Below are 26,102 nucleotides of genomic sequence, written 5' to 3'. Positions count from 1 at the left end.
CCTTCTGGTTTCATCCGTGCGTATCAAGGTTCACGCCACGCGATTCACGCCACGGACAAGGAAAAAGAATGAATCAGATGAATCCCGCCTTTGCGATGCCCGATGTCCAGAGTTCGCTCGACGTCCGGCAGATTCCAATCCAGCGCGTGGGCGTCAAAGCAGTCCGATATCCACTGACTATCCGTACATCGAACGGCGAATTGCAGCCGGGCGTTGGTGTCTGGAATCTCGACGTGCATCTTCCTGCCGATCAAAAAGGCACGCACATGTCGCGCTTCGTCGCTTTACTCGACGAACATCGCGCGCCGCTCGACCAGGCCGCATTCCGGACCATGCTCGCGTCGATGCTGGCGAAGCTTGAAGCGCATTCGGGACGCATCGAGGTGTCGTTCCCGTACTTCGTCATGAAGACGGCGCCCGTGTCGGGCGTGCAAAGCTTGATGGATTACGAGGTCACGCTGACGGGTGAAGTGCGTAATGGCGAGACTCGCATGTCGCTGAAAGTGCTCGTGCCGGTCACCAGCCTCTGCCCGTGCTCGAAGCAGATTTCGCAGTACGGTGCTCATAACCAGCGCTCGCATGTGACTATCGCGGCGGAGTTTGAGGGTGAGGTGGCGATCGAGGATTTGATCCGGATTGCAGAGGAAGAAGCGTCGTGCGAGTTGTGGGGTTTGCTGAAGCGGCCCGACGAAAAGTTCGTGACCGAGCGCGCTTACGAGAACCCGAAATTCGTTGAGGACCTGGTTCGCGATGTCGCCACACGACTGAATGCGGACGAACGAATTGTGGCGTATGTGCTGGAAGCCGAGAACTTCGAGTCGATCCACAATCACAGCGCCTACGCCGTGATCGAGCGTGACAAGCGAGTCTCAGCCGCAACCGCCTGAGCATGCAACGGCTGCTAATGCGGCCGCTTGTGCGGCCTTTTACGCCGCCGCCAGCGATGTCAAATCCCAGCGCGGTTTCACCGTGAACGCATAATCGCGCACGGCCTGATCGGGCCAGCGCGCGAGGCGCAATGCTCCGGCCAGCGCGATCATGGCGCCGTTATCGGTACAGAGCGACAAATCCGGGTAATGAACCTCGAAGCGACGCTTTTTCGCAGCCGCGGACAAGGCCTCGCGCAATTGCCGGTTCGCGCCCACTCCGCCTGCCACGACCAGCCGGTTCAGGCCCGTTTGCTTTAACGCAGCGATCGACTTCGTGGTCAGCACGTCGACGGCTGCATCGACAAAACCCCGCGCCAGATCCGCTTTCGATTGCTCGCAGACGTTCGTGCCAAGCTTGCGGCTGTGAGTGAGCACCGCGGTTTTCAACCCGCTGAAACTGAAATCCAGGTCGCCGGAATGCAGCATCGGGCGCGGCAGTTTCACTGCGCCCGAGGTGCCGAATTCGGCGAGCCGCGAGACCTCCGGGCCACCCGGATAACCGAGGCCGAGCAGCTTTGCGGTTTTATCGAAGGCTTCACCGGCGGCGTCGTCCAGCGTCTCGCCAAGCGTTTCGTACTCGCCGACGTCGGTCACGCGCATCAATTGCGTATGGCCGCCCGACACCAGCAACGCGACGAACGGGAACGGCGGCGGCGCGCTCACCAGCAGCGGCGACAGCAGATGCCCTTCCAGATGATGAATCCCCACGGTCGGCAAGTCCCACGCCATGGCGAGCGAATTGGCGATGCTCGCGCCCACCAGCAGCGCCCCGGCGAGGCCAGGACCTTGCGTGAACGCGATAGCGTCGATATCCGTTGCCACCGTGCCGGCTTCCGCCATGACTTGTTCGAGCAGAGGCAATGCCCGGCGGATGTGGTCACGCGAGGCCAGTTCCGGCACGACACCGCCGTATTCCCGATGCATCGCGATTTGCGAATGCAGCGCGTGCGAAAGCAGGCCCCGCTCAGTGTCGTAGAGCGCAAGGCCGGTTTCGTCGCAGGAACTTTCGATGCCTAGAACAAGCATGGGGTGGAGGTGTTTGGAGTAACGAATAAGTATAGCAGTGGGCAGGTTTGGGCTCGTCCTCCCAAAGACGTTTGCTCTTGGGCGCTCCCGTCAGCCGCCAATGCGAGTCACGGCGCTCACGTCGTCCTCCGCGTCCCAACCGCGCCTCGAACCCGAACGCACCACCCGTTACAATGCGCGCCATGGAAACCTACGATATCGCAGTGATCGGCGCGGGCGCGGCGGGCATGATGTGCGCCGCGGTAGCCGCGCAAAACGGCCGCCGGGTGGTCCTGATCGACCATGCCGAACGGCTCGCGGAAAAAATCCGGATCTCGGGCGGCGGCCGCTGCAACTTCACGAATATCAATGCCGGGCCGGCCAACTTCCTCTCGGCGAATCCGCATTTTTGCCGCTCTGCGCTCGCCCGCTACACGCCACAGGACTTCCTCGCGCTGCTCAAGCGTTATCGCGTGGACTGGCATGAGAAACACAAAGGCCAGCTTTTCTGCGATGACTCCAGCGAATCCATCATCCAGATGCTGAAAAGCGAATGCGATGCGGGCGGCGTGACGTGGCGCCGGCCCGTCATCGTCGATACGATCCGCCACGACGGCGCCCGGTTTTTCCTCGACAGCAGCGCCGGCACGATCTCGAGCGCGGCGCTCGTCGTAGCAACCGGCGGCCTGTCGATACCGAAAATCGGCGCGACGGATTTTGCGTACCGGCTGGCGAAGCAATTCGGTCATAAGCTCATCGATACCCGTCCCGCCCTGGTGCCGTTGACCTTCGCTCCCGCCGACTGGGAGCCGTTCGCGGCGTTATCCGGCTTGTCAGTGCCCGTGGAACTCAGCGCGGGCGCAGGCCGCGGCCGCGGCGAATTCAGCGAAGACCTGCTGCTCACGCACCGCGGTTTATCGGGGCCGGGCGTGCTGCAGATTTCGAGCTACTGGAATCCATCGGAGCCGATTTGCATCGACTTGTTACCCGGCGTCGATGCCACCAGCGAACTGATCGCGGCCAAGCGGGAAACGCGCAAACAAGTCGGCACGTTTCTCGCCGAACGCGTGCCGGCACGGCTCGCTCAAACCTGGCTCGACGTGCAGCGCGTGCCCACCGACGCCCGTCTTGCCGATCTCCCCGACAAAACGCTGCGTCAGATCGGCGATTCGCTGTCGCGCTGGACGCTCACGCCGAACGGCACGGAAGGGTATCGGAAGGCCGAAGTGACGCGCGGCGGCGTGGATACGCGCGAGCTTTCCTCGACCACCATGATGAGTTCGCGCGTCGCGGGTTTATATTTCATCGGCGAGGCGGTCGATGTCACCGGCTGGCTCGGCGGCTACAACTTCCAGTGGGCGTGGGCGTCGGGCGTGGCGGCGGGCAAAGCGGCGGCCGAGCAGGTCCGAGGGTAGAGGCGCAAAGGCATGACCAGCATGGCTTTCGCCCGTCGGGACCGGTATCCGCGTAGCGCTGCCAACCCCTGGGAAATCATGGTTTCGACCTGCTATACTGCTTTGTCGTAGCGGCAATCAACACGAGCGCGGCACGAGCGGGTGCGAGCACATAATGAGTGAAAACCGGGCGGTGATCCATGAAGATAGAAGACGATCCCTGCTGCGAGCGGCCACTCGACCTATCTCGGGACCGTGCCTCGGCGTCGCTCCGGCCAGCTTCAAAGGTACCCGAATCACCCCGTTCATGATCCCGCTTGAGGAAACGTCCCAAGCGGGTTTTTGCTTTAGCGCCATGAACGGCTGACGTCTGCATTCTCATGTCTGCAATCTATTAACACAGCACCAGCAGAGTTCTTAAGCAATGAGCCTCAAAGATCAGATCACCGACGACATGAAAACCGCGATGCGCGCCCGCGAAACCGAGCGCCTCGGCACCATCCGGCTGCTGCTCTCGGCAATCAAGCAGCGCGAAGTCGACGAGCGCGTGACGCTGGACGACGCAGCCATCACGGCCGTCATCGACAAAATGATCAAGCAGCGCAAGGACTCGATCAGCCAGTTCCAGACGGCCGGACGCGACGATCTCGTGGCGAAGGAGCAAGCCGAGCTGGGCGTCCTGGCGGCCTACATGCCCGAGCAACTGTCCGATGACGACATCAACGCCGAGATCCAGGCGGCCGTGGCGGCAACCGGTGCAGCCGGACCGCAGGACATGGGCAAGGTGATGGGCGTGCTGAAACCGAAGCTGGCGGGGCGTGCAGATATGACGGCGGTGTCGGGCCTGGTCAAAGCGGCGCTCGCCAAATAAGCTTGTTCAAGAGAAGTTAAGAGAAACGAGCTTGGCTTCAAGTGCTTAAGAAAGTCTGACCCAGAAAACTCACTAAGTGATTCCGCATTCGTTTCTTCAGGACTTGCTGAACCGCGTCGATATCGTCGACGTGGTGGGCAAGTTCGTCCAGTTGAAGAAGGGCGGCGCGAATTTCATGGGCTTGTGCCCGTTCCACAACGAGAAGAGCCCGTCGTTCACGGTCAGCCCGACGAAGCAGTTCTATCACTGCTTTGGCTGCGGCGCGCACGGCACGGCGATCAGCTTTCTCATGGAGCACACCGGCCTCACATTCCCCGAAGCCGTCAAGGACCTCGCCCAGTCGTGCGGCTTGACCGTGCCGCAGGAGCAGTCGATGCGTGCGGGCGGCTCAGGCGGATCGGGTGGCGAAGGTTACGCGCCCGCGCCGAGCAAGGCGGTGAGCGTCGCGTTGACCGAAGTCATGCAGACCGCCTGCGAGTTCTATCGCAAGCAATTGCGGGGTGCGCCCAACGCTATCGAATATTTGAAAAAGCGTGGCCTGACGGGCGAGATCGCGTTGCGCTTCGGACTCGGCTATGCGCCCGACGGCTGGCAGAGCCTGGAAACGGCATTCCCGGATTACAAGAACGACAATCTGGTGGAAGCGGGTCTCGTGATCGTCAGCGAGAAAAGCGACAACCAGGGCCAATCCCGCCGATACGACCGCTTCCGCGAACGCGTCATGTTCCCCATCCGCAATGTGAAGGGCAACGTAATCGGCTTTGGCGGACGCGTGCTCGATGGCGGCGAGCCGAAGTACCTGAATTCGCCCGAAACGCCGTTGTTTAGCAAAGGCAGCGAGTTATACGGACTTTTCGAAGCGCGGCTGGCCATTCGCGAACTCGGGTACGCGCTGGTCGTCGAAGGGTATATGGACGTCGTCGCGCTGGCGCAACTGGGTTTTGCCAACGCCGTTGCCACGCTCGGCACGGCTTGTACGCCAATTCACGTCCAGAAGTTGTTTCGTCAGACAGATACCGTTGTATTCAGTTTCGATGGCGATTCAGCCGGCCGCCGCGCCGCGCGCCGTGCGCTGGATGCCTGCTTGCCGCATGCCGCCGATAACCGCACGATCCGCTTCCTGTTCCTGCCAAAGGAACACGACCCGGACAGCTACGTGCGTGAATTTGGCACTGACGGGTTTGGCGAGCAGGTCGATCGCGCGATGCCGCTGTCGCAGTTCCTGCTCAACGAGGTCCTGAACGACAAGGAACTCGACCAGCCGGAAGGCCGCGCCAAGGCGCTTTTCGACGCCAAGCCGCTGCTTCAGGCGCTACCGGCGAACGCGTTGCGCGTGCAGATCCTGCACATGCTGGCCGATCGGCTGAATACACCTTTCGGCGAAATCGCGGCATTGTGTGACATCGACTCGCGCGCAGCGGCGGTCGCCCGCGCTGCGCTGCCGAAGAGCGAGCGGCGTCGCGTGAAGGGTCACGAACAGCGCGCGCTGCGCAACCTGGTGATGTACCCGGGCATCTACGCCACGCTCGATCACGAGAGCGAGCAGACGCTGGTCACCATGACCGAGCACGGCGAGTTGTTCAGCGAGGTGATCGGCCACGCGCGGGAATTAGGGGAAACGGCGGAGTTCCAGATGTTGTCGGATCTGTTGCGCAACGCTGCAAACGCCCCGACTTACGAGGATATCTTCCAGGAAATTCTCGCCTATGATGAAAATGTACGGGATCTGTTGATGCGCGATCCGGAGGACGAAAGCGCCAACGAACGCGTGCAGGAGCAGAAAAAGCTGCTCGCGGAGGAATTGCATGCGACGGTTGTCAAATTGCGTCACGACAGCTATAGGAATCGGCTGGATCAACTGGCGCAGCAATCGAGCTTGACTGCGGAAGAAATTGCCGAATTTTCGGATTTATCGGTTAAAGCTGCTCAAATAAAGGCGTCGCGTGGGGTGAGTCGGGACATTTAAGACACGCATGCTACAATTAAAGGTTTTCAGCAAGTTGTTTTTTTGACTTTTGTGCTCATTTCGGTTTCAGGTGCGGATTGAGGTTGGGCAGGCATGGTCAAGACTGCTAGCGGGAAGAAAACGACGGTACGCGGCTCGAGCGAGTCGAAACGGGCAGTGGCCCATAACCGGTCAGTTCCTTCCCCCGGAGCGTCGAAAGCCAGGGTGATCGCCAGTCCCTCTCTGCCAGCGGGTGAAGCCAAGAAAAACTCGGTTGCGTCGGCACTGAATATAGGGTTGAAAGCGGGGTCCAGAGCAGGGTCCAAAGGGTCGGCCAGAACGGCGAAAGCCGCGAGGCCGGTGGGCAGGAAGACACCGGGTCAGTCGAAAGATCAGGTTGGCCTGATGGCGGGTGTGACTGGCAGGAGTGGCAAGGCCGGAAATTCGGCCGGCAAGAGAAGCGAGTGCAACGGAAGCGGCTGCTAATGCGGGCCGGAAACGCAACACGATGCAGGGGTCGAAGCTGGCTCGCGTGCGTGTCGTGAAGCGGGGGCCGGCGCAGGACTCGGGGCGACGCACTGCCAAGGGGACGCAGGACAAGGCAGCGCGCGCATATTCTGTATCCACGGTTCCATCGGCTGTCGTCCAGCAGCCGCGAGTCGAGACTAATGCCGGTACGGCGAACTCCATGACGAAAAAGCTGAACGAAGTACCCGTCGATGACGACGCAACGCAAAACGCGCAAAACGTGCAGGCCGACCCGGCCGCGGCTCCCGGTACGGATGCCGTAGCCGCGCCTCCGGCCAAGGTCGAAAAGGTCAAGGCGCGCGACCGGCGGGCGAAGGAAAAAGCGCTGTTGAAGGACGCGTTCGCCTCGAGCGCGCCCGGTACGGTTGAAGAGCTCGAGGAGCGGCGTGCGAAGCTGCGCGCGCTGATCAAGCTCGGCAAGGAACGCGGCTTCCTGACCTACGCGGAAATCAACGACCACCTGCCCGATAACTTCACGGAAACGGAAGCTATCGAAGGGATCATCAGCACGTTCAACGACATGGGCGTGGCGGTCTACGAGCAAGCGCCCGACGCGGAAACGCTGCTGCTCAACGACAACGCCCCGGCGGCGTCATCGGACGATGAAGTCGAAGAGGAAGCCGAAGTTGCGCTTTCCACTGTCGACTCCGAATTCGGCCGCACGACCGATCCGGTGCGCATGTACATGCGTGAGATGGGCACGGTCGAGCTGCTGACGCGCGAAGGCGAAATCGAGATCGCGAAGCGGATTGAAGACGGCCTCAAGCACATGGTCATGGCCATTTCTGCATGCCCGACGACCATCGCTGACATCCTGGCCATGGCCGAGCGCGTGCAGAACGAAGAAACGCGGGTGGACGAACTGGTCGATGGCCTGATCGACCCGAACGCCGCTGACGCCGATGGATTCTCCGAGCAGGAAGCGGAAGCCATCGAGAGCGAGGATGAAGAGGAAGCCGAGGAAGGCAGCGAAGACGAGGAAGAAGTCGACGAAACCACCGCTCAGGCCAACGCCAACGCCGCGCAACTCGAAGCGCTCAAGCGTGCGTCGCTCGAGAAGTTCTCGCTGATCAGCGAGTGGTTCGACAAGATGCGCCGCGCGTATGAGAAGGAAGGTTATAAGTCGAAGGCTTATCTGAAGGCGCAGGAAGCCATTCAGAGCGAGCTGATGACCATCCGCTTCACCGCGCGGACCGTCGAGCGTCTGTGCGACACGCTGCGCGCGCAAGTGGACGAAGTACGTCAGGTGGAACGTCAGATCCTGCATACCGTCGTCGATAAATGCGGCATGCCGCGTGCCGAATTCATCGCGCGCTTTCCGGGTAGCGAAACGGATCTGGAGTGGTCGGAGAAGGTCGTTGCCGAGAACCACGGTTACAGCGTGATCCTGGCGCGTAACGTTCCGGCGATTCGCGAACAGCAGCAACGCCTGCTCGACTTGCAGGCGCGGGTTGTGTTGCCGCTGAAGGACCTGAAGGAAACCAACCGTCAGATGGCGGCCGGTGAACTGAAGGCGCGTCAGGCGAAGCGCGAAATGACGGAAGCGAACTTGCGTCTCGTGATTTCCATCGCCAAGAAGTACACGAACCGCGGTCTGCAATTCCTGGATCTGATCCAGGAAGGCAACATCGGTTTGATGAAGGCGGTGGACAAGTTCGAATATCGTCGTGGTTATAAGTTCTCGACGTACGCCACATGGTGGATTCGTCAGGCTATCACGCGTTCGATCGCCGACCAGGCGCGTACCATCCGGATTCCGGTTCACATGATCGAAACGATCAACAAGATGAACCGTATTTCGCGGCAGATCCTGCAGGAAACCGGTCTTGAGCCGGATCCGGCAACGCTCGCTGAAAAGATGGAAATGCCGGAAGACAAGATCCGCAAGATCATGAAGATCGCGAAGGAGCCGATCTCCATGGAAACGCCGATCGGTGACGACGACGATTCGCATCTTGGCGACTTCATCGAAGATACGAACACAGTGGCGCCGGCTGATGCCGCCTTGCACGCCAGCATGCGCGACGTGGTGAAGGACGTGCTCGATTCATTGACGCCGCGCGAGGCGAAGGTGTTGCGGATGCGTTTCGGTATTGAGATGAGCACGGACCACACGCTTGAGGAAGTGGGCAAGCAGTTCGACGTGACGCGTGAGCGGATTCGCCAGATCGAGGCGAAGGCGCTGCGCAAGCTTCGTCATCCGAGCCGCTCGGACAAGCTGAAGTCGTTCCTGGAAGGGAATTGATGCCGGGTTGGTAAGATCCAAGCGCGGCGGGCCGAACGGGTCCGCCGCGCTTGTTTTATAGAGCGTTTCAAGGCAAACTCGCAGACCTTCGTGAGTGCAGCTGAATAGAATTCGATGTTGAATTCGTTGCATGCGGGAAGCGTCGCTCGACGACTTCCACTGGCTTGGTTACTCGCGGCAGGGCGTTTTCCTGCAAAAGGGCCGGAAGCTTAATTGGTATAAGCTGTCGACTCATAATCGACCGATAGTGGGTTCGAATCCCACCCGGCCCACCACATTGATGTTTCAGGAAGCCCGCGCTCAGTGTGCCGTTAAGCAGAACGGTAGTAGCTTATAGGGCCTTGCTCTGGAAACCCAAAACAACAGGCCAAAGGAACCGACCATCGTGTCGGTTTTTTTGCGCCCGCAGAAAGCAGTCGGTACGTCGGTCCTGCGTCAGCTCGTTCCTGAGATCCTGTAGCAGATCATTTTCCCGCTCAAAATACCTAAAATCATTACTTAATGAAGAAAAATGTGTGACGAGTGCCAATATTTCGGCCTTTCTCGAGGGTAGCTGTGGTATCTTTTTTCTCTATTAACTCAATCATATGAGTACTTTTGGAAGTAAAAAGTGTCCGAAACCACCACTCCAAGGACTGCTGAAGACGCGTTGACCGAGCTGCAGAGTCGCGCCAGGTATGTCTTCGACGTGGAAACGTTCGCGGACCTGACGGGGCGCCAGGACAATGCTCATGGAATCCGCATCACCTTGAAAAGGTTTGAGAAGCGGGGCCTCGTCACACCTCTGCACAAGCGGCCGATGGTCTATCTCATCGTGCCCGCGGAGTACCGCGCGTACGGCGCGCCGCCGCTTTCCTGGTGGCTGCACGACGCCATGCAGTTCATCGAGCCGGGGTACTACGCCTGTCTGCACTCTGCGGCACGCTACTGGGGCTCATCCCATTACGCCCTCCAGGCAGACCAGGTGATGGTCAGCGGCTACCGGGCACCCCTGACCGCAGGTAAGCGACAGGTCGTGTTCACCGGCCGCACGGATATCGCAGCTGCGCCCACGGTGCGCACGCGAGGTGAAAAAGGTGCGTATGTGGTTTCGACCCGGGAAGCCACGTTGCTCGATTTGATGCGTCACCGCTCAAAGGTAGGCGGACTGGAATCCATCGCCCGGGTGGCGCGGGATTTCGGGCCACATCTGACACAATCTGACCTCGTGCGCGCGCTGGACGCCATGGGCCAGGTAGCCGTAGCCCAACGCATCGGGTTTCTCTTCGACGAGCTCAAGCTCGAGGAGATGGCGACGGTTGTCGAGAAGTGGCTGTCTCCGCGTACGCGAACGGCACGATTGCTTGCTGAGCCGGTGCCCGACACCCTGGCAAGCATGACTGCCTCAAAGTGGGGAATTATCTATTCCGCGCGGGATATCAACGAAATTACGGAGGGTCAATGATTGAGGCGCAGAAGCTTGCGACTTGGCAACCAAACGCCAACTGGTCGCAACAATGGATGGTCGAGCAGGATTACATCATCAGTCGCGCCGTGAAGCTTATCTTTTCTGACAAGTTTCTTTCCGCTCAGGTGGCCATGCGCGGCGGCACCATCCTGCACAAAGGACACTTGGCGCCAGCGTCCCGCTACTCTGAAGACATTGACCTCGTGAAGGTCGGCGCCCGGCCGCCCGGAGACATCAAGAAGGCCCTCAAGCGCGTGCTTAAGCCGCTGTTCCCGTCTGGCCCGTCCGAAAACATCCTGACAACGATGGTGCTGGCCGTCCGCAATGTCACCCAGAGCTCCAAGATCATTCGCCAGACCTACGTGTTCGACCCGGTCGACCAGCACAGCGCGCTCGGGAAGCTGAAGGTCGAGGTCAACGTTAACGAGGTCGAGCCATTTGCGCCCGTCGTCACGGTTCCCATGAAAATACCAGACGATAACGGCGGGGTTATCGTCATGGACGTGCCGTCGTACGACCTCAATGAGATGCTCGGTACGAAACTCCGCGCGCTGCTACAGCGCGAACATGGCCGGGACCTCTATGACCTCTGGCGTGCATGGGAAGTTGCGCAAGCCGGCGGTGCAGTTGTGGACCCGGTAAAGGTGGGCGAGGCATTCCGGTTCTATATGGACCGCGAGGGGTCTCCGATTCCACAAGGCTGGGTGGCCTCCGAAGTCGCGCGGCGCATGAAATCGTCCAAATTCCGGAACGACATGAACGGCTATCTGCCGCTCAACGTCAGCTATTCGCCGGATGAGGCTTATGACGTTTTCCAGAGCTTCTACCTTCCGCATCTGCCCTGAGCGATGGGCCGAACAGAGGCGCCGCACTGTGACAAGCTTGATGAGTGCCCCTCGCCGGAATCTGGACGCGCTTTGGCTGTGTGCCGGACGCGGCTCCACGCCAAAGTGCTCTCGGGAAATCATTGGGTACGACATGCAGGTCCATGGTCACTGCCCTCTCGAATCAAGTACCTCGGGGCAGCCATGCTGCTATCTACGTCGCCCCTTAATTCCAAACAGCCTGGCGCAGCAGCGTCACAATCTCACCAGCCGAAACAGGCCGACTAAAAAGATACCCCTGCGCTTCATCGCATTCGTGCTCGCGCAGGAAATCCAGTTGCTGTTCAGTCTCAACCCCTTCTGCCATGACCTTCAGGTTCAGCATATGCCCCAGCGATATGACGGCCATCGCAATCGCCTTGTCGTCCGGGCTTGCTGGAACGTCACGAATGAAGGATTGATCGATCTTGAGCCGACACACAGGAAATTGCTTCAACGCGCTGAGGCTGGAGTACCCTGTTCCGAAATCGTCAATGGACATCTGAACGCCCATGGTCTGCAGCGCCTCCATCTTTACAATCGCCTGCGGCACATCCTGCATGATGAGACTTTCCGTCAGTTCCAACTCCAGATAGCAGGCATCCAGACCGCTATCGGCCAGGGCTCTGGCGACACGATGAATCAGGTTTTTTTCGGCGAACTGGCGCGCGGATACATTGACCGACAAGCGGATCAGCGGCAACCCCGCGTCCTGCCAGGCCTTATTCTGCATACACGCCGTCCGAAGCACCCATTCGCCGATAGGCACGATCAACCCGGTTTCTTCGGCTAGCGGAATGAACCTGTTCGGCGAAATCACGCCAAGCTCGGGATGCTGCCAACGTATCAATGCTTCCACGCCAATGATCTGGCCAGAGAGCAGATCGATCTGAGGCTGATACAGCAACAGGAACTCACTGTGCTCAATGGCTCTGCGCAATCCATCCTGCAGCACGAGCTTTTCCTGCACCTTCGCATTCATCTCGCTCGCGTAGAACTGATAGTTGTTTCGCCCCATGTCCTTGGCGGAATACATCGCGGCATCCGCATTCATCAGCAAGGTATCGATGTCGGTCCCGTTTTCAGGGTATGTCGATACCCCCATGCTGCACGTCACCTGGAGTTTCTGAGCACCGATCTGAAGGGGCTGCGCGATTGCGTGCTGGATCCTCTGCAACGTGTGCGCGATGCCGTCCATGTTGTCAGGCGCATCGAACAGAACGATCACGAATTCATCGCCACCCAGGCGCGCGACCGTGTCGATACTGCGCACACACTGCACCATCCGGTCCGCCACCGTTTTAAGCAGTTCGTCACCAGCGCTATGGCCCAGGCTGTCATTGATGAGCTTGAACTGGTCGAGATCGAGAAACACGACCGCTACCCAGCGACCGTCGCGATCGCTATGAAGCAAGGCTTGCTGGATCCGCTCTTCCAGCAATACGCGGTTGGGCAAGCCAGTGAGCGCATCATGAAGCGCCATGTGCCGAATGCTGTCTTCGGTGTTTTTACGCTCTATCGCGATGCCCGCAATGCGAGTGGCGATATCAATCATCTGGGTCTCGATTGGGGCCGGCTGGCGCACTTCCTTGGCATACAACGCGAACGTCCCCATGACCTTGCCGTGATGCGACAGAATGGGTGTCGACCAGCACGCACGGAACCCATAAGTATCAGCCAGGGTCCGGTAATCCTCCCAAAGCGGATCCTGCGAAATATCGGCAACAATGACGGGCTCGCCTCTATATATTGCCGTACCGCAAGACCCGACATTCGGGCCGACCGAGGCGCCGTCAAGGATCTGCACATAAGCGTCTGGAAGGCTGGGCGCCGCACCATGGCGCATATGTACGCCATCCACGTCGAGAAGCAGAATGGACGCAGCCATCCCGGTCAATTGCGCTTCGACAAGCCGCGCCAGGCTATCCAGGACCTTATTGAGCGGCGTGCTCATCGCGATCATCTCCAGGACCCTGCCTTGTTCTTCGCGCAGGACCCCGGCCCTCTTGCGTTGATCGATATCGTGCACCACCCAGATCGCGCCTTTGGACAAGTTGGGTCGATCGACCGAGATCAGGGTTCGCTCAACCCAGAAGACCGTCCCATCCCGGCGCTTGAGTTGTATGTCGCCGGCATGCACGCCTTCGAGTTCGATCGCCGCATAAGCCGAATCGCCGTTCTCCAGATAGTGCTTGTTCGACGGATGCAATCGATCGGTCGACACGCCCGTCAGATCATCGACTTCATAGCCGAACATGGTGGCAAACGAATGGTTGCACCGGACAATGCGACGATCCACGAGAAAGGCAATGCCAACGCCAATGTTGTCGAGAATGATCTTCTGTTCCGTCATCAACGCCACAATTTCCTGCTCTGCTTCCGAGCGAACGATTGCCTCATGCTGCAAGTGAGTATTCTGTGTGCCGAGCCTTTCCTTGATAACGCTTAACTCAGTCGTTCTCTGCTTGAGCTGATTGCGGTCCTTCAGCAATTGCTCGACCGCGTTCGCCATCTCGTCTATTTCATCGACGCCGTTCAACTGCTCCGCCACAGTCGCATTTTCTTCCGACTCCTGACGAAGATGCCAGCTGATGCCGCGCAGGCGCGCAAGTACATGCCGCCCCATGAACAAGTACGCGATCAACCATGCCAACGTCAGGCTGCAGGCGAGTATGGCCAGCACCCAGCGTTGATTGCGATCCGAAATGTCGGCAAGCCCCTGCACGGCCTCCCGGTAGTCCAGCGTAAAGGAGCTCGATTGCCGGCGGGCGGCTAAAGCCAGTGCGATCGATTGCGTCTGCAGTTCGTCGTGAAATCGCAGCAGCACTTCGTACTCGTTGACGAGCTTCATACGCAGTGAGAACGGATCTTGCGGATCGGGGTCAATACCGTCGGCGCGTGTTGAAAGCAGACCATCCAGTTCGGCTCGCAACGGTTCAGGCAAACTGCCTGCCGTCCTGAGCTCCGTCTCGAACTGCCGCTGCAGTTGCTTCACATCCTCCATGCGGTTTGCGCTGTCGAGACGGTAGAGCACATTCGCCATTGCATAAGCCTTTCGCGAGTGGGCCGCCTGAAGGCTCGCAATGCGAGCCTTCAGCGTCTGCGTAAAGATGACCTCGGTTCTCAAGGTGCTCTCACGCAGTTGCGCCACAATATTGGCGGTACTCCGAAACAACTGGCTCGACTGCTGCAAGTCGAGCACGCCCAAATCAACGCTTGATGCACCTACGCGCCCCACCAGCCGATCGAGCGTGTTCAACTGCTCGACGATATCGGCGTAATTCGAATGCACCGCTTCGAGCGATTCCGTGTTGAGCAACTGATAGGTCGAGCGTTCTATGAGGACCGTATGCTCGAGGAGGTCCTGTACGTCCTGCATGCGCACAAGCCGTTCTTCTGTCAGCTGGCGCGCAATGCGGTTAGACGAACGCAGCGTGTAGACAGCCGTCATGGCGCCCGCAAGGATCAACAGCGCCAGCACTGAAAGTGCGAGGGCGAACTGGCCGCGCAGCGATCTTGGTATCACGCGGCGGAGCATGCTTGCGACCCTTTCAGTCGAGGCCATCCCTAACGTTTCCATATGCGCCGGTAAATGTCCCTATAGCCATTCTCAGGATCGTACTGCAAGCGGTTGCCGCCATCGAATGCGATATTGTCGGCGTTCACAAGGTGAACCGGCGCCACGAAGCCGCTCACGGGCCGGCCTGAAAACAGGCGGTTCAACTCATCCACCAATTGCCACCCTTGCTGGTTCAGCGGCTCGGCCACGGTAGCAGTCTGGTAAGTCTTTGCCTGAATACGTAGAAATGCGGTGGCGCTTCCGTCCCCGGCCGACAACAAACTTAGCGCGCTGCTGGGCACGCCCGCCTTGGTCAACTGCGGCGCGGCATAATCGAAATAAATATCGTTGATGGCAAGCGCGACTGTCCAGCGCTTCCCGTATCGCGCAAGTAATTCCTTTGTGATCGCCGGCACCTTTTCTCCGCTTTCCGAAATGGCGACGTCGCGCACCTCAAGCAAGGTGCATCCTTTACAGGCGTGAATAACGGCCGTCATGGCGTTCGATTTGGTCACCGCGATTTCAAATCTGGAATCCGTCAAGATTACGACACCTGCATGACCGTTTGACTGAGCCACCGCCCCCAAGGCAGTTACGCGAGCGACCTCCACCGGGTCTGTCGTCACATTCATTGCGACGGGGGTGCCGGCTATAGCACCCGGCATTGACCCGGCATGCCACGCAACGATCGGAATTCCCCGGCTTGCGAACCGTGCCAGCTCCGCGTTGCTGTTCTGCGCGTCGGCGCCGCACAGAATGAGCCCGTCCGGGTTGGAAGCCATGGCTCGTTCGAACGCCATCAGGCGGCCTGCTGACGTACCGCCTGCATCGAATATCTTGAGCGTCCAGCCCATTGTCAGTACAGCCTCGCGCACCCCCTGGGCGACCCCGATGATCCCGCCATTGCGCAAATCTTCCGCGATGAAAGCAATGCGCTTTCCCGACTGAGCGGCCGGCCCCGATTCAGGCCCGGCCCACTTGACGCCGTGCAACGTCGCTTTGGCGATGATCTGCTGCGTTTGGGCGAAGGATAAGGGCGTGGCGGAAACGGCTTGCCCAGCAGGCGCCGGCGGCGTACTCCGGGCAAGCTGCGGGTCGCACACGAGCAGGAAAATGCCTGCGATTGCAAGGACGCTCAGAAGAGTCAGACTGCGTCGAACGCGGTTGAGCAGGCTTCGAAACGATATCAACCCATCGATATTTCTGCATGCTGGTTCAAATGGCATCAAACCACCTTTAGCTTGCTTCACCTATCAGGTCGCCGACCGCGGGGGCGGCTCCAGGCTTCTTATTCGAGAAAACTACTCCTGAAAGACTTAATCGATATCAGCCGGGCATTCGAATTGACCGATACAAGCTGGCTTTGCGCCGCGAAGCGCCAGGATCAGATCAAGAATTCCAACATCCGCTAATCGTGTTTACGGCATCGCCGGCATTTACCTTAGAACCACTTTCGAATCGAATTTGCTGACGGGGCTCTGCGGACGCCGCTGGAGATTATCGGTCTATTGCAAATGAAAACCCTTGGTACGCCTGCGGCATTTCCATTTGCCGTCGTTAATACAAGGATACCCAGGAAGAGTTATACCGGAAACGCTTAAGAGCGCCAAAGCAGCAATAGGCTGATATCCGGCAAGCTGAGATTAACGCTTATTAGCATCGCGCGATTTTTATTTAAGTATCTTTTACCAATATTCATTGCAGCAAGCAGTAAACAGAAAGGGTGTCCAGACAATGGCCGCCATTGAACATTCAACAATTTCGGATCCCTTATGACTATCAGAAAACGGCTCATACTTACGCTGGGTGTCGCACTTCTCGCCTTGATTGTGGTGGGCGGCTTCGGTCTTTGGCGGCTCGGTCAGGCGCAGCAGCGCTTCGAGCTTGTCCAGACCAATATTATTCCCAGCACCAAGGAGCTCACCGACGCCAAGGATAACGTCAGCAATCTGCGCCGCCTGGCTTATGGATATCTGGTAGCTGCGGATGACGCCAGGCGCGCGGCGACAGCGCAGGAAATAGCCGAGATGGACAAGAGTGTCGACCGGCATCTCGCGACCTATGAGCGCGACGACATCGCGGACGAAACCGACCGGAAATTCCTGCAGGCAGACAAGGCGGCATTCGCAGCTTATCAGTCGGTCCGGCAAGGTTTCTTCGACAAGATCAAGGCAGGCGACCAGGATGGTGCGAAGTCCATGCTTGCGAATGGAGGCACACAGTTCGAAGCGGCCAAAGCGCTCAAGGCGGCGTTCGATAGTCATAACGTGTACAACGAGAAGCTCAGCCACGATCTACACGAAACGAACAATGCAGCCAGCTCGAGCGCATTCTCGCTGATGCTTTCGTGCATTGTGATTGCGGTGCTGCTGAGCGCGGGTTTGGGCGTCCTGCTGCTGCGCACGTTGATGCGTGCCTTGGGGGCCGAGCCCGATGTCTTGAGCGAGGTGACGCAGCGCGTCGCCAGCGGCGACTTGAGCCCTGTGCCGGGCGCGCACGAGGCGCCAGCCGGGAGCGTGCTGGCTTCGATGGGTGAGATGCAAGGCAGTCTGGTCAAGCTGATCGGTCAGGTCCGCATTGCCGCTGAAAGCATTGCAAGCGGGTCGAGCCAGATCGCGGCGGGCAACGTGGATTTGTCCTCGCGCACCGAAGAGCAAGCGGCATCGCTGGAAGAAACGGCAGCCAGCATGGAAGAGCTGACATCAACCGTGAAGCAGAATTCCGACAGCGCGCAACAAGCGAGCGGGCTGGCGGCCACCGCTTCGAGCGTGGCGCAAAAAGGCCACGCAGTCGTCATGCAGGTCGTATCGACGATGGAGGACATCAGCCAAAGCTCGACCAAGATTGCTGATATCACCGGGCTTATCGAAGGGATCGCTTTTCAAACCAACATCCTGGCGTTGAATGCAGCGGTAGAAGCGGCACGCGCCGGTGAGCAGGGACGGGGTTTCGCCGTCGTGGCGAGCGAAGTGCGCAGCCTGGCGCAACGTTCGTCGAGCGCGGCAAAGGAAATCAAGGACTTGATCGCGACATCGGGGCAAAAGGTCCGGGATGGTTCCGTGCTGGCCGGGGACGCCGGCGAGACGATGGCGGAAGTCACGAAGGCGGTCGCACGCGTCACCGACATCATGCAAGAGATCGCGGCTGCCTCCGGGGAACAAAGCCGTGGCATCGAGCAGGTCAATCAGGCCATCACGCAGATGGACGAAGTGACGCAACAAAATGCAGCGCTCGTGGAAGAAGCGGCGGCTGCCTCGCAATCCCTGGAAGATCAGGGACGGCGGTTGAACGAATCGATTTCCTTCTTTCGTCTTGACGCAGCAGCGTCACCCGGGCGCGCTCCGAGCGCACCGGCAAGCACGGCGCCAGCCAAACGCCCGGCCCCACCGAGCGCGCTCAAACGGCCCGCAGCACCTGCACGCCTCGCTCTTGCCGGGAAAATCCACGCTTGAGACGGCCGCGTGCGCGGGCGGTTTGAACCCGGGTTTTGCGACCGGGTTTTGCACCCGGCCCATATTGCGCACGCGGCGGAGTTGATGACCAAAACCGGACCGCGGCGCCCCCTCATCTACGAGGGTTCCGAGCGCTTCAGCTGTCTTTCCTGAACTCATCGGTGGAAATCCGTAGCTTGCGAAGCTTGTCGTACAGGGTTTGCTTGGGCAGCCCAAGCGTCGTGGCCGTACGCAGCACATCACCGTGATGGCGTCTCAGTTCTTCGGTGATCATGGTGCGCTCGAAGTGCTCGACCTGTTGCGGCAAGCCGGTCAGCATGTCGTGGCCGCCTGTCGCCGAGGTGAGACTATCGCGGAACAGGCCCAGCACGAAACGGTCGGCCACATTGCGCAGTTCGCGCACATTGCCGGGCCACGCATGGGCCATCAGTTCGGCTAGTTGAGACCGGTTGAGCAAAGGGGCCGTGCGTTGATGGCGGCTCGCGGCCAACAGCGTGAAGTGCTCGAACAGCAGCGGGATATCCTCCCGCCGCTCGCGCAAGGGCGGCAATTCGATGAAGGCCACGCCGATGCGGTAATACAGGTCCGAGCGGAATTTCTGCTGGTCGCTCAGCACCTTCAGGTCGTCCTTCGCGGCGGCGATCACGCGGCAATCGACGTGGATCGCCTTGTTCGATCCTATCCGCTCGATACTTCGTTCCTGCAGGGCCCGCAGGAACTTGATCTGCACGGCCATCGGCATGCTCTCTATTTCGTCGAGAAACAGTGTGCCTCCGTGCGCATGCTCGAATTTGCCGATGCGCACGCGCGAGGCGCCGGTGAACGAGCCCACTTCGTGGCCGAACAATTCGCTCTCCGCCAGCGCCTCGGACAAGCCTCCGCAGTTCAGCGGCACGTAGTTGGCGTGGCGCCGGTCGCTGTGATCGTGGAGGCAACGCGCCACCAGGTCCTTGCCGGTGCCGGTCTCGCCGTAGATCACGACGTCGGCGGAGGTGCCCGCCAACGTCAGGACCGTTTCGCGCACGTGCTGCATCTGCGCCGAGCGTCCGAGCATCATCGCCTGGATGCCGTGAGCGTTCTCGATCCGCTCGCGCAGCGCCTGCACCTGCAGCGTCAGATAACGTTTCTCGGCCGCGCGGCGAACGACGGCGACCAGATGTTCGGAGGGAAAAGGCTTTTCGATGAAATCGTAAGCACCCTGGCGCATGGCCTGCACGGCCATCGCAATGTCGCCATGGCCGGTGACCAGGATCACCGGCAGATCGGGATCGATGGTGCGGATCTCGTTGAGCCACTGGGTGCCCGGCATGCCGGGCAGCTTGACATCGCATAGCACGACAGCCGGCACGCCGGGCTTGATGTGCGAACGGGCCTCCTCGACGCTGCCAAAGCCGTCGACCTCGAGTCCGGCCAGCTCCAAAGCCTGCGTACTGCCCATGCGTACATCGGGCTCGTCCTCGACGAAGATCACGCGGATGGCTTGTTGGTCACTCATTAGCTTCAACCTTCAGTGTGGCCGCAAGCGGCAGTTCGATCACGAAACAGGCGCCGCCTCCATCGATGCCGCCTCCTTCAATATTCTGGGCGCGCAGGCTGCCGCCCAGCTCGCGCACGATGTGCGCCGAGATCATCAGGCCCAACCCCAGTCCGGCGCCGGCCGGTTTGCTGGTGGTGAAGGGCTCGAACAGGCGCGGCAGGATGTCGGCGCGTATGCCGGGACCGGTGTCGGTGACCTGGATGACGCAGCGCTCCCCGGCCGCGTCGGCCACGCTCGCGGCGACGCGCAAGCGGCGCTGCGGCGAGGCCGCCATGGCGTCAATGGCGTTGCCCAGCAGGTTGACCAGCACCTGCTCGAGCCGAGCCTCCTCCGCGAGCGCAGCGAGGCCCGCGGGCTCCACCTGCACGACCAGTTCCACGTGGTTGTCACGCAGGCGTTCGGCCACCAGGAACTGCGCGTTGGCGATCATCTGCTGCAATGGCACGGGTACGCGCGTGGGACTTGTCTTGTGCGCAAAGGCTTTGAGCTGATAGGTCAGGCGACCGAGTCGATCCACAAGATACGCGATGCGCTGCAGGTTGCCGCGCACATCGCTTAGCCGATCCTTTTCCAGCAGCACGCAGGCGTTGTCCGAGAGCGTGCGCAAGGCGGCCAGCGGCTGATTCAGCTCGTGCACCATGCCGGCCGACATCTGGCCCAGCGCCGCCATCTTGCCGGTATGCACCAGCTCTCCCTGCATGACCCGCAGGTCCGCCTCGACGGCCTTGCGCACCTCCACCTCCTCGCCGAGTTGGGCGACCGCGCTGCGCAACTCGGCCGTGCGATCGACAATCTTCGCCTCGAGGCTGTCGTGGGCGGCTTGCAGCGCGGCCTGGCCCGCGAGCTTTTGGCGCAGTGCGCGCTGGCGTTGCGCGAACACCGTCGCGAGCAACAGCATTACCGCGGTGCCCAGCCCGGCGGTGATGCCCAGCACCCAGGCACTCGTACGTACGGGCGCCACGTTGTCGAGCACGACCAGATGCCAGCCGGCCTGCTGAGTCAAGGGCCGCGTCGTAGCCAAATAAGGGCTGCCGTTCAAACGAACCAGTGAGGCGCCCGCGTCAAGGCGCTCGGTCACACGCCAGTCGAGCGGCGTCAGCGCGGCATCGCCGTAGGGGCGCGTACTGGCGATATCCGCGAACGCTTGCTGCGTCAACGGCGCGAGCGGCCGGAATTTCCACTCATCGCGCGATGACAGGATCACCACGTCGCGTTCGTCGACCAGCATCACATTGCCAGGAAGTTTTCTCCATTCGAGCGCGGCGTCTTCCAGGTTGACCTTGACGGTGGCGATGCCGCGCAACTGGCCTTCATGGAAGAGGGCATAGGACAGGTAATATCCGGCGCGCTTGCTGGTGAAGCCCATGCCATAGAAACTGCCGCGTCCATGCGCCAGCGCTTCCCTCACATAGGGCCGGAACGAGAGATCCGCGCCGACCGGCGTACCCGGCTGGTTCCAGTCGGAGGCCGCGATGCCTACGCCCGCCCGGTTCAGAACATAGAGGCTGGTCGCGCCTGCGGTTGCGCTGACTCCCTGCAGATAACGATCGACCTCGTCGCGCAGGGTCGGGTCGCCGGGGGCATCGAGCAGCGCGAACACGCTGGGCGTCATCTCCAGCAGCGACGGCAGGTAATCCAGACGCTTGAGATCGCCCTGGAGTCCTGCGCCCACCATGTCGAGACGGTGCTGGGCTGCGTCGCGCAGGTTGTCCAGCTCGGATTGCATGGCCACTGCATGTCCGATCAGCGCCGCGACCACGATGAGAACAAGCGCCGCGCACACGGCCAGCGCGCGCCTGACGCTGGTCCTCGGATGGCTTCGCGGTATCTGCACTTGATTCGCAGGCCGATGGGTCACAGGCCGATGAAGCACAGGCGGGTGACCCGGAACCCGTGTCTGATAGTGTGCGCGAGCCGCAGCGCAGCCTTGAACGTCGACCGGGTCATGTTGTGTCTCCTCTTGGGCCTGGCGCCGCATGCAACTCGGCGCGTGACCCTTGGAATGGAGGCCTGAGCGCGGTTGCGGATGCCTGGGCGGCACCTGACCGCGATTTGAAGCGCCCGTCAGCCTGCTCGTCGCCGAGATCGCCGAGATCGCCGAGCGCGTATGGCGCTTCCAGCCATAGTGCTTAGATGATATCAATGCACGCACGCCGGACTACCCCGGGAATTCCCCTGAAATACGCCATTCATTCGCTCTTTTATACCGACGTTCGCCGTGGGCTGATGGAGGGTTTACACCTGCTCTGCGCTGGTCTTCCTGACGTAGCGGCCGGGCGCGGGCTCGATCGGCTTGTACTTCGCATTGCCGAGTCGCTTGGGAGCAGCTTTCGCCTTGCCGGCTTGCGGTTTTAGCCACTCCATCCAGTGTGTCCACCAGCTGCCTGGGTTCGACTTTGCGGACGAAAGCCAGGCTTGCGGGTCACCGCCCAGTTCGCCATCGGTCCAGAAGCTGCGCTTGTTCTTCGATGCGGGGTTGATCACGCCCGCAATATGACCGCTCGCGCCGAGCACGAACTGAGTCTTCCCGCCGCCGACCAGTTGCGTCGTGCGATACGCGCCTTTCCACGGCACGATGTGGTCCTCCAGCGTGGCGAGCACATAGCTCGGCATGTCGATGCGGCCCAGGTCCACCGGCGTGCCGCACATCGTGAGGCGCGCCGGCTTGCACAGGTTGTTCTCGAGGTACATGTTGCGCAGGTACCAGGCGTACATCGGCCCGGGCAGGTTGGTGCCGTCCGCATTCCAGTACAGCAGGTCGAACGCCTGCGGCGCGCCACCCTTGAGGTAGTTGTTGACGACGTAAGGCCATATCAGGTCGTTGGCGCGCAGCGTCTGGAATACGAAACCGAGTTCCTGGCCCGGGTAGATGCCACCGCGACCGATGGACTGTTCGCGCTGCGACACCCCTTGTTCATCGATGAACACGCCCAGGTCGCCCGGGTCGCCGAAATCCAGCATGGTCGTGAGAAGCGTGAGGCTCGCGACTGACTCGTCGCCGCGCGAGCGCAGCACCGCAATGGCTGATGACAGGATCGTGCCGCCCACGCACCAGCCGACCGCGTTGACTTTATCGGCGCCGCTGATCGCGAGGCCGACCTCGAGCGCTTTCATTGCGCCTTTTTCAACGTAGTCGTCCCAGGTGATGTGCGCCAGCTCGGCGCCGGGGTTGCGCCATGACACCAGGAACACAGTCTGGCCCTGTTCGCTCGCGAAGCGCACGAACGAGTTTTCCGGTTGAAGATCGAGGATGTAGAACTTGTTGATGCACGGCGGCACGATCACGAGCGGCCGCGTGGAGACCTCTTCGGTCAGCGGCGCGTACTGGATCAGCTGGAACAGCTCGTTCTCGAACACGACCGAGCCTTTGGAGACAGCAACATTACGGCCCACTTCGAACGCGCTTTCATCGGTGATGGAAATGCGGCCGCGCTTCAGGTCTTCGATCAGGTTGGCAAAGCCGGCCCTGACGCTTTCTCCCTTCGATTCGAGCGCGGCCGTCATGACCTCGGGGTTGGTCGCCGCGAAGTTGGCCGGGCTCATCGAGTCGATGAACTGGCGCACGTAGAAGCGCAGCTTGTGCTTTTCCTTCTCCTCGATACCGGCCGCTTCGACCATGTCGTCAAGCAGGCGCGCGTTGAGCAGATAAGACTGCTTGAGCAGGCTGTACCAGGGATTGTCCCGCCAGGCGGTCGCATTGAAGCGGCGGTCGCCGCGCTCGGGAAGGACCGCCGGCTCCGCAGCGCTGCCGGTGGCGCTTGCAACCAGGCCCAGATACAACGCCATCTGCTGCTGCCAGTAGTGGGCCTGCGCCTGCGCAAGCGCGAGGGCCGGCGGCTGGGCGGCTTTGGCGGATGAATCACCGGGCACGCCTGGGAATGCCTGCATCAGCGTCTGTGCCGATTTGAAAAAGCCCTGGACGAACTCGTCCGGCATGTTGAACGGCGAAGCCATGCTGTCTCCTGTAGGTTTGGCGCTGAAGATTCGAAGCGCTCGCGGGTAGTGTCTTCGTCGATCTGTCCGAACGCGTATGAAGACTCCAGCCATAACGCGTTGATGATGGCGAAAGCCAGCGCCAGCCCTGGACCGGGGATCCAGGTGAAGTGCTACGTAAGCCACATAAGATAGCCGCGCCATGTTTCAGTATAGTTTTGCGCCGTGACTTTGAATATCTTCTGCGGTGAGCGGACCTGCTCACTGCGGCCGCCGCGCATGGCGGCCGGCCGCAGCCGCATCCCGGTGCTCCCCTAGAGAGTGGCGTTGGTCACTGCATATGCTGACCGCCGTTGATGGCGATGTTGGCGCCGGTCACGAAGGCGGCCTCCTCGGAGGCCAGGTAAATGATCAGCCCGGCGACTTCCTCGGGTTTGCCGAGCCGGCCGACCGGAATGTTCGGCAGGATCTTGGAGTCCAGGATTTCCTGCGGAATGGCCGTCACCATCTTCGTGCCGATGTAACCCGGTGAGATGGTGTTGACGGTGACTCCCTTGCGGGCCACTTCGAGCGCCAGTGCTTTCGTGAAACCGTGTACCCCGGACTTGGCTGCCGAGTAATTGGTCTGGCCGAATGCGCCTTTGGAGCCGTTGACGGAAGACACGTTGATGACGCGGCCCCAGTTGCGCTCGACCATGCCGTCGGCGACCTGCTTGGTCATGTTGAACAGGCTGTCGAGGTTGGTGCGCAGCACCGCGTCCCAGTTGACCTTGTCCATCTTCTTGAAGGTCATGTCGCGGGTGATGCCGGCGTTGTTGACCAGTACGTCGACGGCTCCGAGCTCGTCGCGCACGCGAGCGACAGCGCTCGCGCAGGAGTCGATGTCGGTCACGTCGCAGGGCACGGCGAGAATGTCGTAGCCGTTCTCCTTCATCTGCGCCACCCATTCGCCGTGGCGGTTATTGCCGGGCGAGTAGGTCACGGCCACCTTGTAGCCGGCATCGACCATCTTGGTGGAAATCGTTTCACCGAGGCCGCCCATGCCTCCCGTTACCAGTACCACGCGTGCTTGTGTCATGTTCCGTCTCCTTGTTGGTGTTACGTTCAGTTGTGCTCACGCACGTCAGGCACATTCACGTGCATTCACGCACGTTCGACGGCCAGCGCCACGCCCATGCCGCCGCCGATGCACAGCGACGCCAGCCCCTTGTTCGCGCCGCGGCGCTTCATTTCATGCAGCAGCGTCACGAGGATCCGGCAGCCGGACGCGCCGATCGGGTGGCCGATGGCAATGGCGCCGCCATTGACGTTGATCTTGCTCGTGTCCCAGTCCATTTCCTTGTTCACCGCGCAGGCCTGTGCGGCGAAGGCTTCGTTGATCTCCATCAAGTCCAGGTCTTGCGCCGACCAGCCTGCGCGCTGCAGGCACAATCGCGAAGCCGGCACCGGACCCATGCCCATGATGGTCGGGTCCAGTCCCGCGGATGCATACGCGCGGATCACAGCCAGCGGACGCAGGCCAAGCGCCGCGGCGCGCTCTGCGCTCATCACCAGCACGGCGGCGGCGCCGTCGTTGAGGCCCGATGCATTGCCCGCTGTCACTGATCCCGCTTTGTCGAAGGCCGGACGCAAACCGGCGAGCACGTCGGCGCTCGTCTTGCGGTTGACGAACTCGTCGGCGGCAAAGACGATTGGATCGCCTTTTTTCTGCGCGATGGAAAACGGCAGGATCTCGTCGGCGAACCGGCCGGCGTCCTGGGCTGCTGCCGCCTTCTGCTGCGAGGCGAGCGCGAGCGCATCCTGCAGGTCGCGCGTGATGCCGTACTGCTTCGCCACGTTCTCGGCCGTGATGCCCATGTGGTACTGATTGAAGACGTCCCACAGGCCGTCGACGATCATGCTGTCGATCAGCTTCGCGTCGCCCATGCGAAAGCCGTCGCGTGAACCGGGCAGCACGTGCGGTGCGGCGCTCATGTTTTCCTGGCCGCCGGCAACGACGATTTCCGCGTCGCCACACTTGACCGCTTGCGCCGCGAGCATGACGGCCTTGAGGCCCGAACCGCATACCTTGTTGATGGTCATCCCCGGAACGCTTTGCGGCAACCCGGCCTTGATGACGGTCTGGCGCGCGGGGTTCTGGCCTGCACCGGCGGTCAACACCTGGCCCATGATGACTTCGCTGACCGCGTCGGCCGGTACGCCGGCTTGCGCCAGCAGGCCCTTGACGACATGGGCGCCAAGATCGACCGCGGAGGTCTTGGCGAGCGTGCCGCCGAACTTGCCCACGGCGGTGCGGGCGGCGGCGACGATGACGATATCGGACATGTTCACTCCTTCTCAGTGGATGATGCAAAGATCAAAAAATGGTCTGTGCCGCTGCGTATGTCGTGGCCA

Annotated in this window: 17 protein-coding genes and 1 tRNA gene; 9 read left to right on the top strand and 9 right to left on the bottom strand. The window is 60.8% G+C overall.

Annotation, left to right across the window (positions count from 1 at the left end; genetic code table 11):
• Positions 1-68 precede the first annotated feature (68 nt).
• Positions 69-887 (top strand): GTP cyclohydrolase FolE2, encoded by an 819-nt coding sequence (gene folE2, locus ACSOSP_RS34640; protein WP_455315157.1) that lies wholly within the window; start codon positions 69-71, stop codon positions 885-887.
• 39 nt (positions 888-926) lie between these two features.
• Here the strand turns inward: folE2 and tsaD are convergent, their stop codons facing one another.
• Entirely contained in the window at positions 927-1,955 is a 1,029-nt protein-coding gene (gene tsaD, locus ACSOSP_RS34635) for a tRNA (adenosine(37)-N6)-threonylcarbamoyltransferase complex transferase subunit TsaD (RefSeq protein WP_455315156.1), read from the bottom strand.
• Between the two features lie 182 nt (positions 1,956-2,137).
• Here tsaD and ACSOSP_RS34630 point away from each other — a divergent pair, with 182 nt between their 5' ends.
• From ACSOSP_RS34630 to ACSOSP_RS34600, 7 genes are all read left to right on the top strand, one after another.
• Positions 2,138-3,349 carry an NAD(P)/FAD-dependent oxidoreductase gene (locus ACSOSP_RS34630; protein WP_455315155.1) on the top strand — a complete coding sequence of 404 codons (1,212 nt, stop codon included), beginning with the start codon at positions 2,138-2,140 and terminating at the stop codon, positions 3,347-3,349.
• 403 nt (positions 3,350-3,752) lie between these two features.
• Entirely contained in the window at positions 3,753-4,199 is a 447-nt protein-coding gene (locus ACSOSP_RS34625; RefSeq protein WP_031358642.1) for a GatB/YqeY domain-containing protein, read from the top strand.
• 76 nt (positions 4,200-4,275) lie between these two features.
• A complete protein-coding gene (gene dnaG / locus ACSOSP_RS34620) occupies positions 4,276-6,165 on the top strand; it encodes a DNA primase (protein ID WP_455315154.1) in 1,890 nt (629 codons plus the stop codon).
• A gap of 487 nt (positions 6,166-6,652) precedes the next feature.
• Entirely contained in the window at positions 6,653-8,917 is a 2,265-nt protein-coding gene (gene rpoD / locus ACSOSP_RS34615) for an RNA polymerase sigma factor RpoD (protein ID WP_455315153.1), read from the top strand.
• A 198-nt stretch (positions 8,918-9,115) separates the two neighbouring features.
• Positions 9,116-9,192: transfer RNA gene (locus tag ACSOSP_RS34610), tRNA-Ile, on the top strand.
• A gap of 335 nt (positions 9,193-9,527) precedes the next feature.
• Positions 9,528-10,361, top strand: a complete 834-nt coding sequence (locus ACSOSP_RS34605) for a type IV toxin-antitoxin system AbiEi family antitoxin domain-containing protein (protein WP_455315152.1) — start codon at positions 9,528-9,530, stop codon at positions 10,359-10,361.
• Positions 10,358-11,209, top strand: coding sequence for a nucleotidyl transferase AbiEii/AbiGii toxin family protein (locus ACSOSP_RS34600; protein WP_455315151.1), 852 nt, complete (start codon positions 10,358-10,360; stop codon positions 11,207-11,209). Before ACSOSP_RS34605 ends, ACSOSP_RS34600 begins: the two co-directional genes overlap by 4 nt.
• Positions 11,210-11,414: 205 nt before the next feature.
• Here ACSOSP_RS34600 and ACSOSP_RS34595 read toward each other — a convergent pair whose 3' ends face one another.
• Both ACSOSP_RS34595 and ACSOSP_RS34590 read right to left on the bottom strand, forming a co-directional pair.
• The gene (locus tag ACSOSP_RS34595) at positions 11,415-14,792 is read right to left on the bottom strand and encodes an EAL domain-containing protein (RefSeq protein ID WP_455315150.1); all 3,378 of its coding nucleotides are present in this window, start codon (positions 14,790-14,792) and stop codon (positions 11,415-11,417) included.
• Positions 14,793-14,794: 2 nt separating this feature from the next.
• On the bottom strand, positions 14,795-15,910 hold the full coding sequence (locus ACSOSP_RS34590) for a substrate-binding domain-containing protein (RefSeq protein WP_455315416.1): 1,116 nt from the start codon (positions 15,908-15,910) through the stop codon (positions 14,795-14,797).
• Between the two features lie 648 nt (positions 15,911-16,558).
• Here ACSOSP_RS34590 and ACSOSP_RS34585 point away from each other — a divergent pair.
• Complete coding sequence (locus ACSOSP_RS34585) at positions 16,559-18,238, top strand: methyl-accepting chemotaxis protein (protein WP_455315149.1); 1,680 nt, start codon at positions 16,559-16,561, stop codon at positions 18,236-18,238.
• Positions 18,239-18,374: 136 nt separating this feature from the next.
• On the opposite strand, the gene ACSOSP_RS34580 is transcribed toward ACSOSP_RS34585, so the two are convergent.
• The 6 genes from ACSOSP_RS34580 to ACSOSP_RS34555 all read right to left on the bottom strand — a co-directional run bounded on the left by ACSOSP_RS34580 (position 18,375) and on the right by ACSOSP_RS34555 (position 26,033).
• Positions 18,375-19,733: a sigma-54-dependent transcriptional regulator gene (locus ACSOSP_RS34580; protein WP_455315148.1), complete on the bottom strand. Its 1,359-nt coding sequence runs from the start codon at positions 19,731-19,733 to the stop codon at positions 18,375-18,377.
• The gene (locus tag ACSOSP_RS34575; RefSeq protein WP_455315147.1) at positions 19,726-21,609 is read right to left on the bottom strand and encodes a sensor histidine kinase; all 1,884 of its coding nucleotides are present in this window, start codon (positions 21,607-21,609) and stop codon (positions 19,726-19,728) included. The genes ACSOSP_RS34580 and ACSOSP_RS34575 overlap by 8 nt, the downstream gene beginning before the upstream one ends.
• A gap of 401 nt (positions 21,610-22,010) precedes the next feature.
• Entirely contained in the window at positions 22,011-23,729 is a 1,719-nt protein-coding gene (locus ACSOSP_RS34570) for a PHA/PHB synthase family protein (protein WP_455315146.1), read from the bottom strand.
• Positions 23,663-23,848 (bottom strand): hypothetical protein, encoded by a 186-nt coding sequence (locus ACSOSP_RS34565; RefSeq protein ID WP_455315415.1) that lies wholly within the window; start codon positions 23,846-23,848, stop codon positions 23,663-23,665. Before ACSOSP_RS34565 ends, ACSOSP_RS34570 begins: the two co-directional genes overlap by 67 nt.
• A gap of 191 nt (positions 23,849-24,039) precedes the next feature.
• Entirely contained in the window at positions 24,040-24,786 is a 747-nt protein-coding gene (gene phbB, locus ACSOSP_RS34560; protein WP_455315145.1) for an acetoacetyl-CoA reductase, read from the bottom strand.
• Between the two features lie 65 nt (positions 24,787-24,851).
• A complete protein-coding gene (locus ACSOSP_RS34555; RefSeq protein ID WP_455315144.1) occupies positions 24,852-26,033 on the bottom strand; it encodes an acetyl-CoA C-acetyltransferase in 1,182 nt (393 codons plus the stop codon).
• Positions 26,034-26,102 lie beyond the last annotated feature (69 nt).

It is taken from the genome of Caballeronia sp. KNU42 (genome assembly GCF_053760385.1).
Note: the sequence above shows the minus strand (reverse complement) of the source record. Positions and strands in the feature narration are given on the sequence as shown.

Coding starts and splice junctions, on each gene's coding strand:
- ACSOSP_RS34630 (WP_455315155.1), top strand. CDS start 2,138: ATGGAAACCTACGATATCGCAGTGATCGGCGCGGGCGCGGCGGGCATG.
- ACSOSP_RS34570 (WP_455315146.1), bottom strand. CDS start 23,729: ATGGCTTCGCCGTTCAACATGCCGGACGAGTTCGTCCAGGGCTTTTTC.
- ACSOSP_RS34585 (WP_455315149.1), top strand. CDS start 16,559: ATGACTATCAGAAAACGGCTCATACTTACGCTGGGTGTCGCACTTCTC.
- ACSOSP_RS34595 (WP_455315150.1), bottom strand. CDS start 14,792: ATGGCCTCGACTGAAAGGGTCGCAAGCATGCTCCGCCGCGTGATACCA.
- tsaD (WP_455315156.1), bottom strand. CDS start 1,955: ATGCTTGTTCTAGGCATCGAAAGTTCCTGCGACGAAACCGGCCTTGCG.
- ACSOSP_RS34600 (WP_455315151.1), top strand. CDS start 10,358: ATGATTGAGGCGCAGAAGCTTGCGACTTGGCAACCAAACGCCAACTGG.
- rpoD (WP_455315153.1), top strand. CDS start 6,653: ATGCAGGGGTCGAAGCTGGCTCGCGTGCGTGTCGTGAAGCGGGGGCCG.
- ACSOSP_RS34555 (WP_455315144.1), bottom strand. CDS start 26,033: ATGTCCGATATCGTCATCGTCGCCGCCGCCCGCACCGCCGTGGGCAAG.
- phbB (WP_455315145.1), bottom strand. CDS start 24,786: ATGACACAAGCACGCGTGGTACTGGTAACGGGAGGCATGGGCGGCCTC.
- ACSOSP_RS34625 (WP_031358642.1), top strand. CDS start 3,753: ATGAGCCTCAAAGATCAGATCACCGACGACATGAAAACCGCGATGCGC.
- folE2 (WP_455315157.1), top strand. CDS start 69: ATGAATCAGATGAATCCCGCCTTTGCGATGCCCGATGTCCAGAGTTCG.
- ACSOSP_RS34580 (WP_455315148.1), bottom strand. CDS start 19,733: ATGAGTGACCAACAAGCCATCCGCGTGATCTTCGTCGAGGACGAGCCC.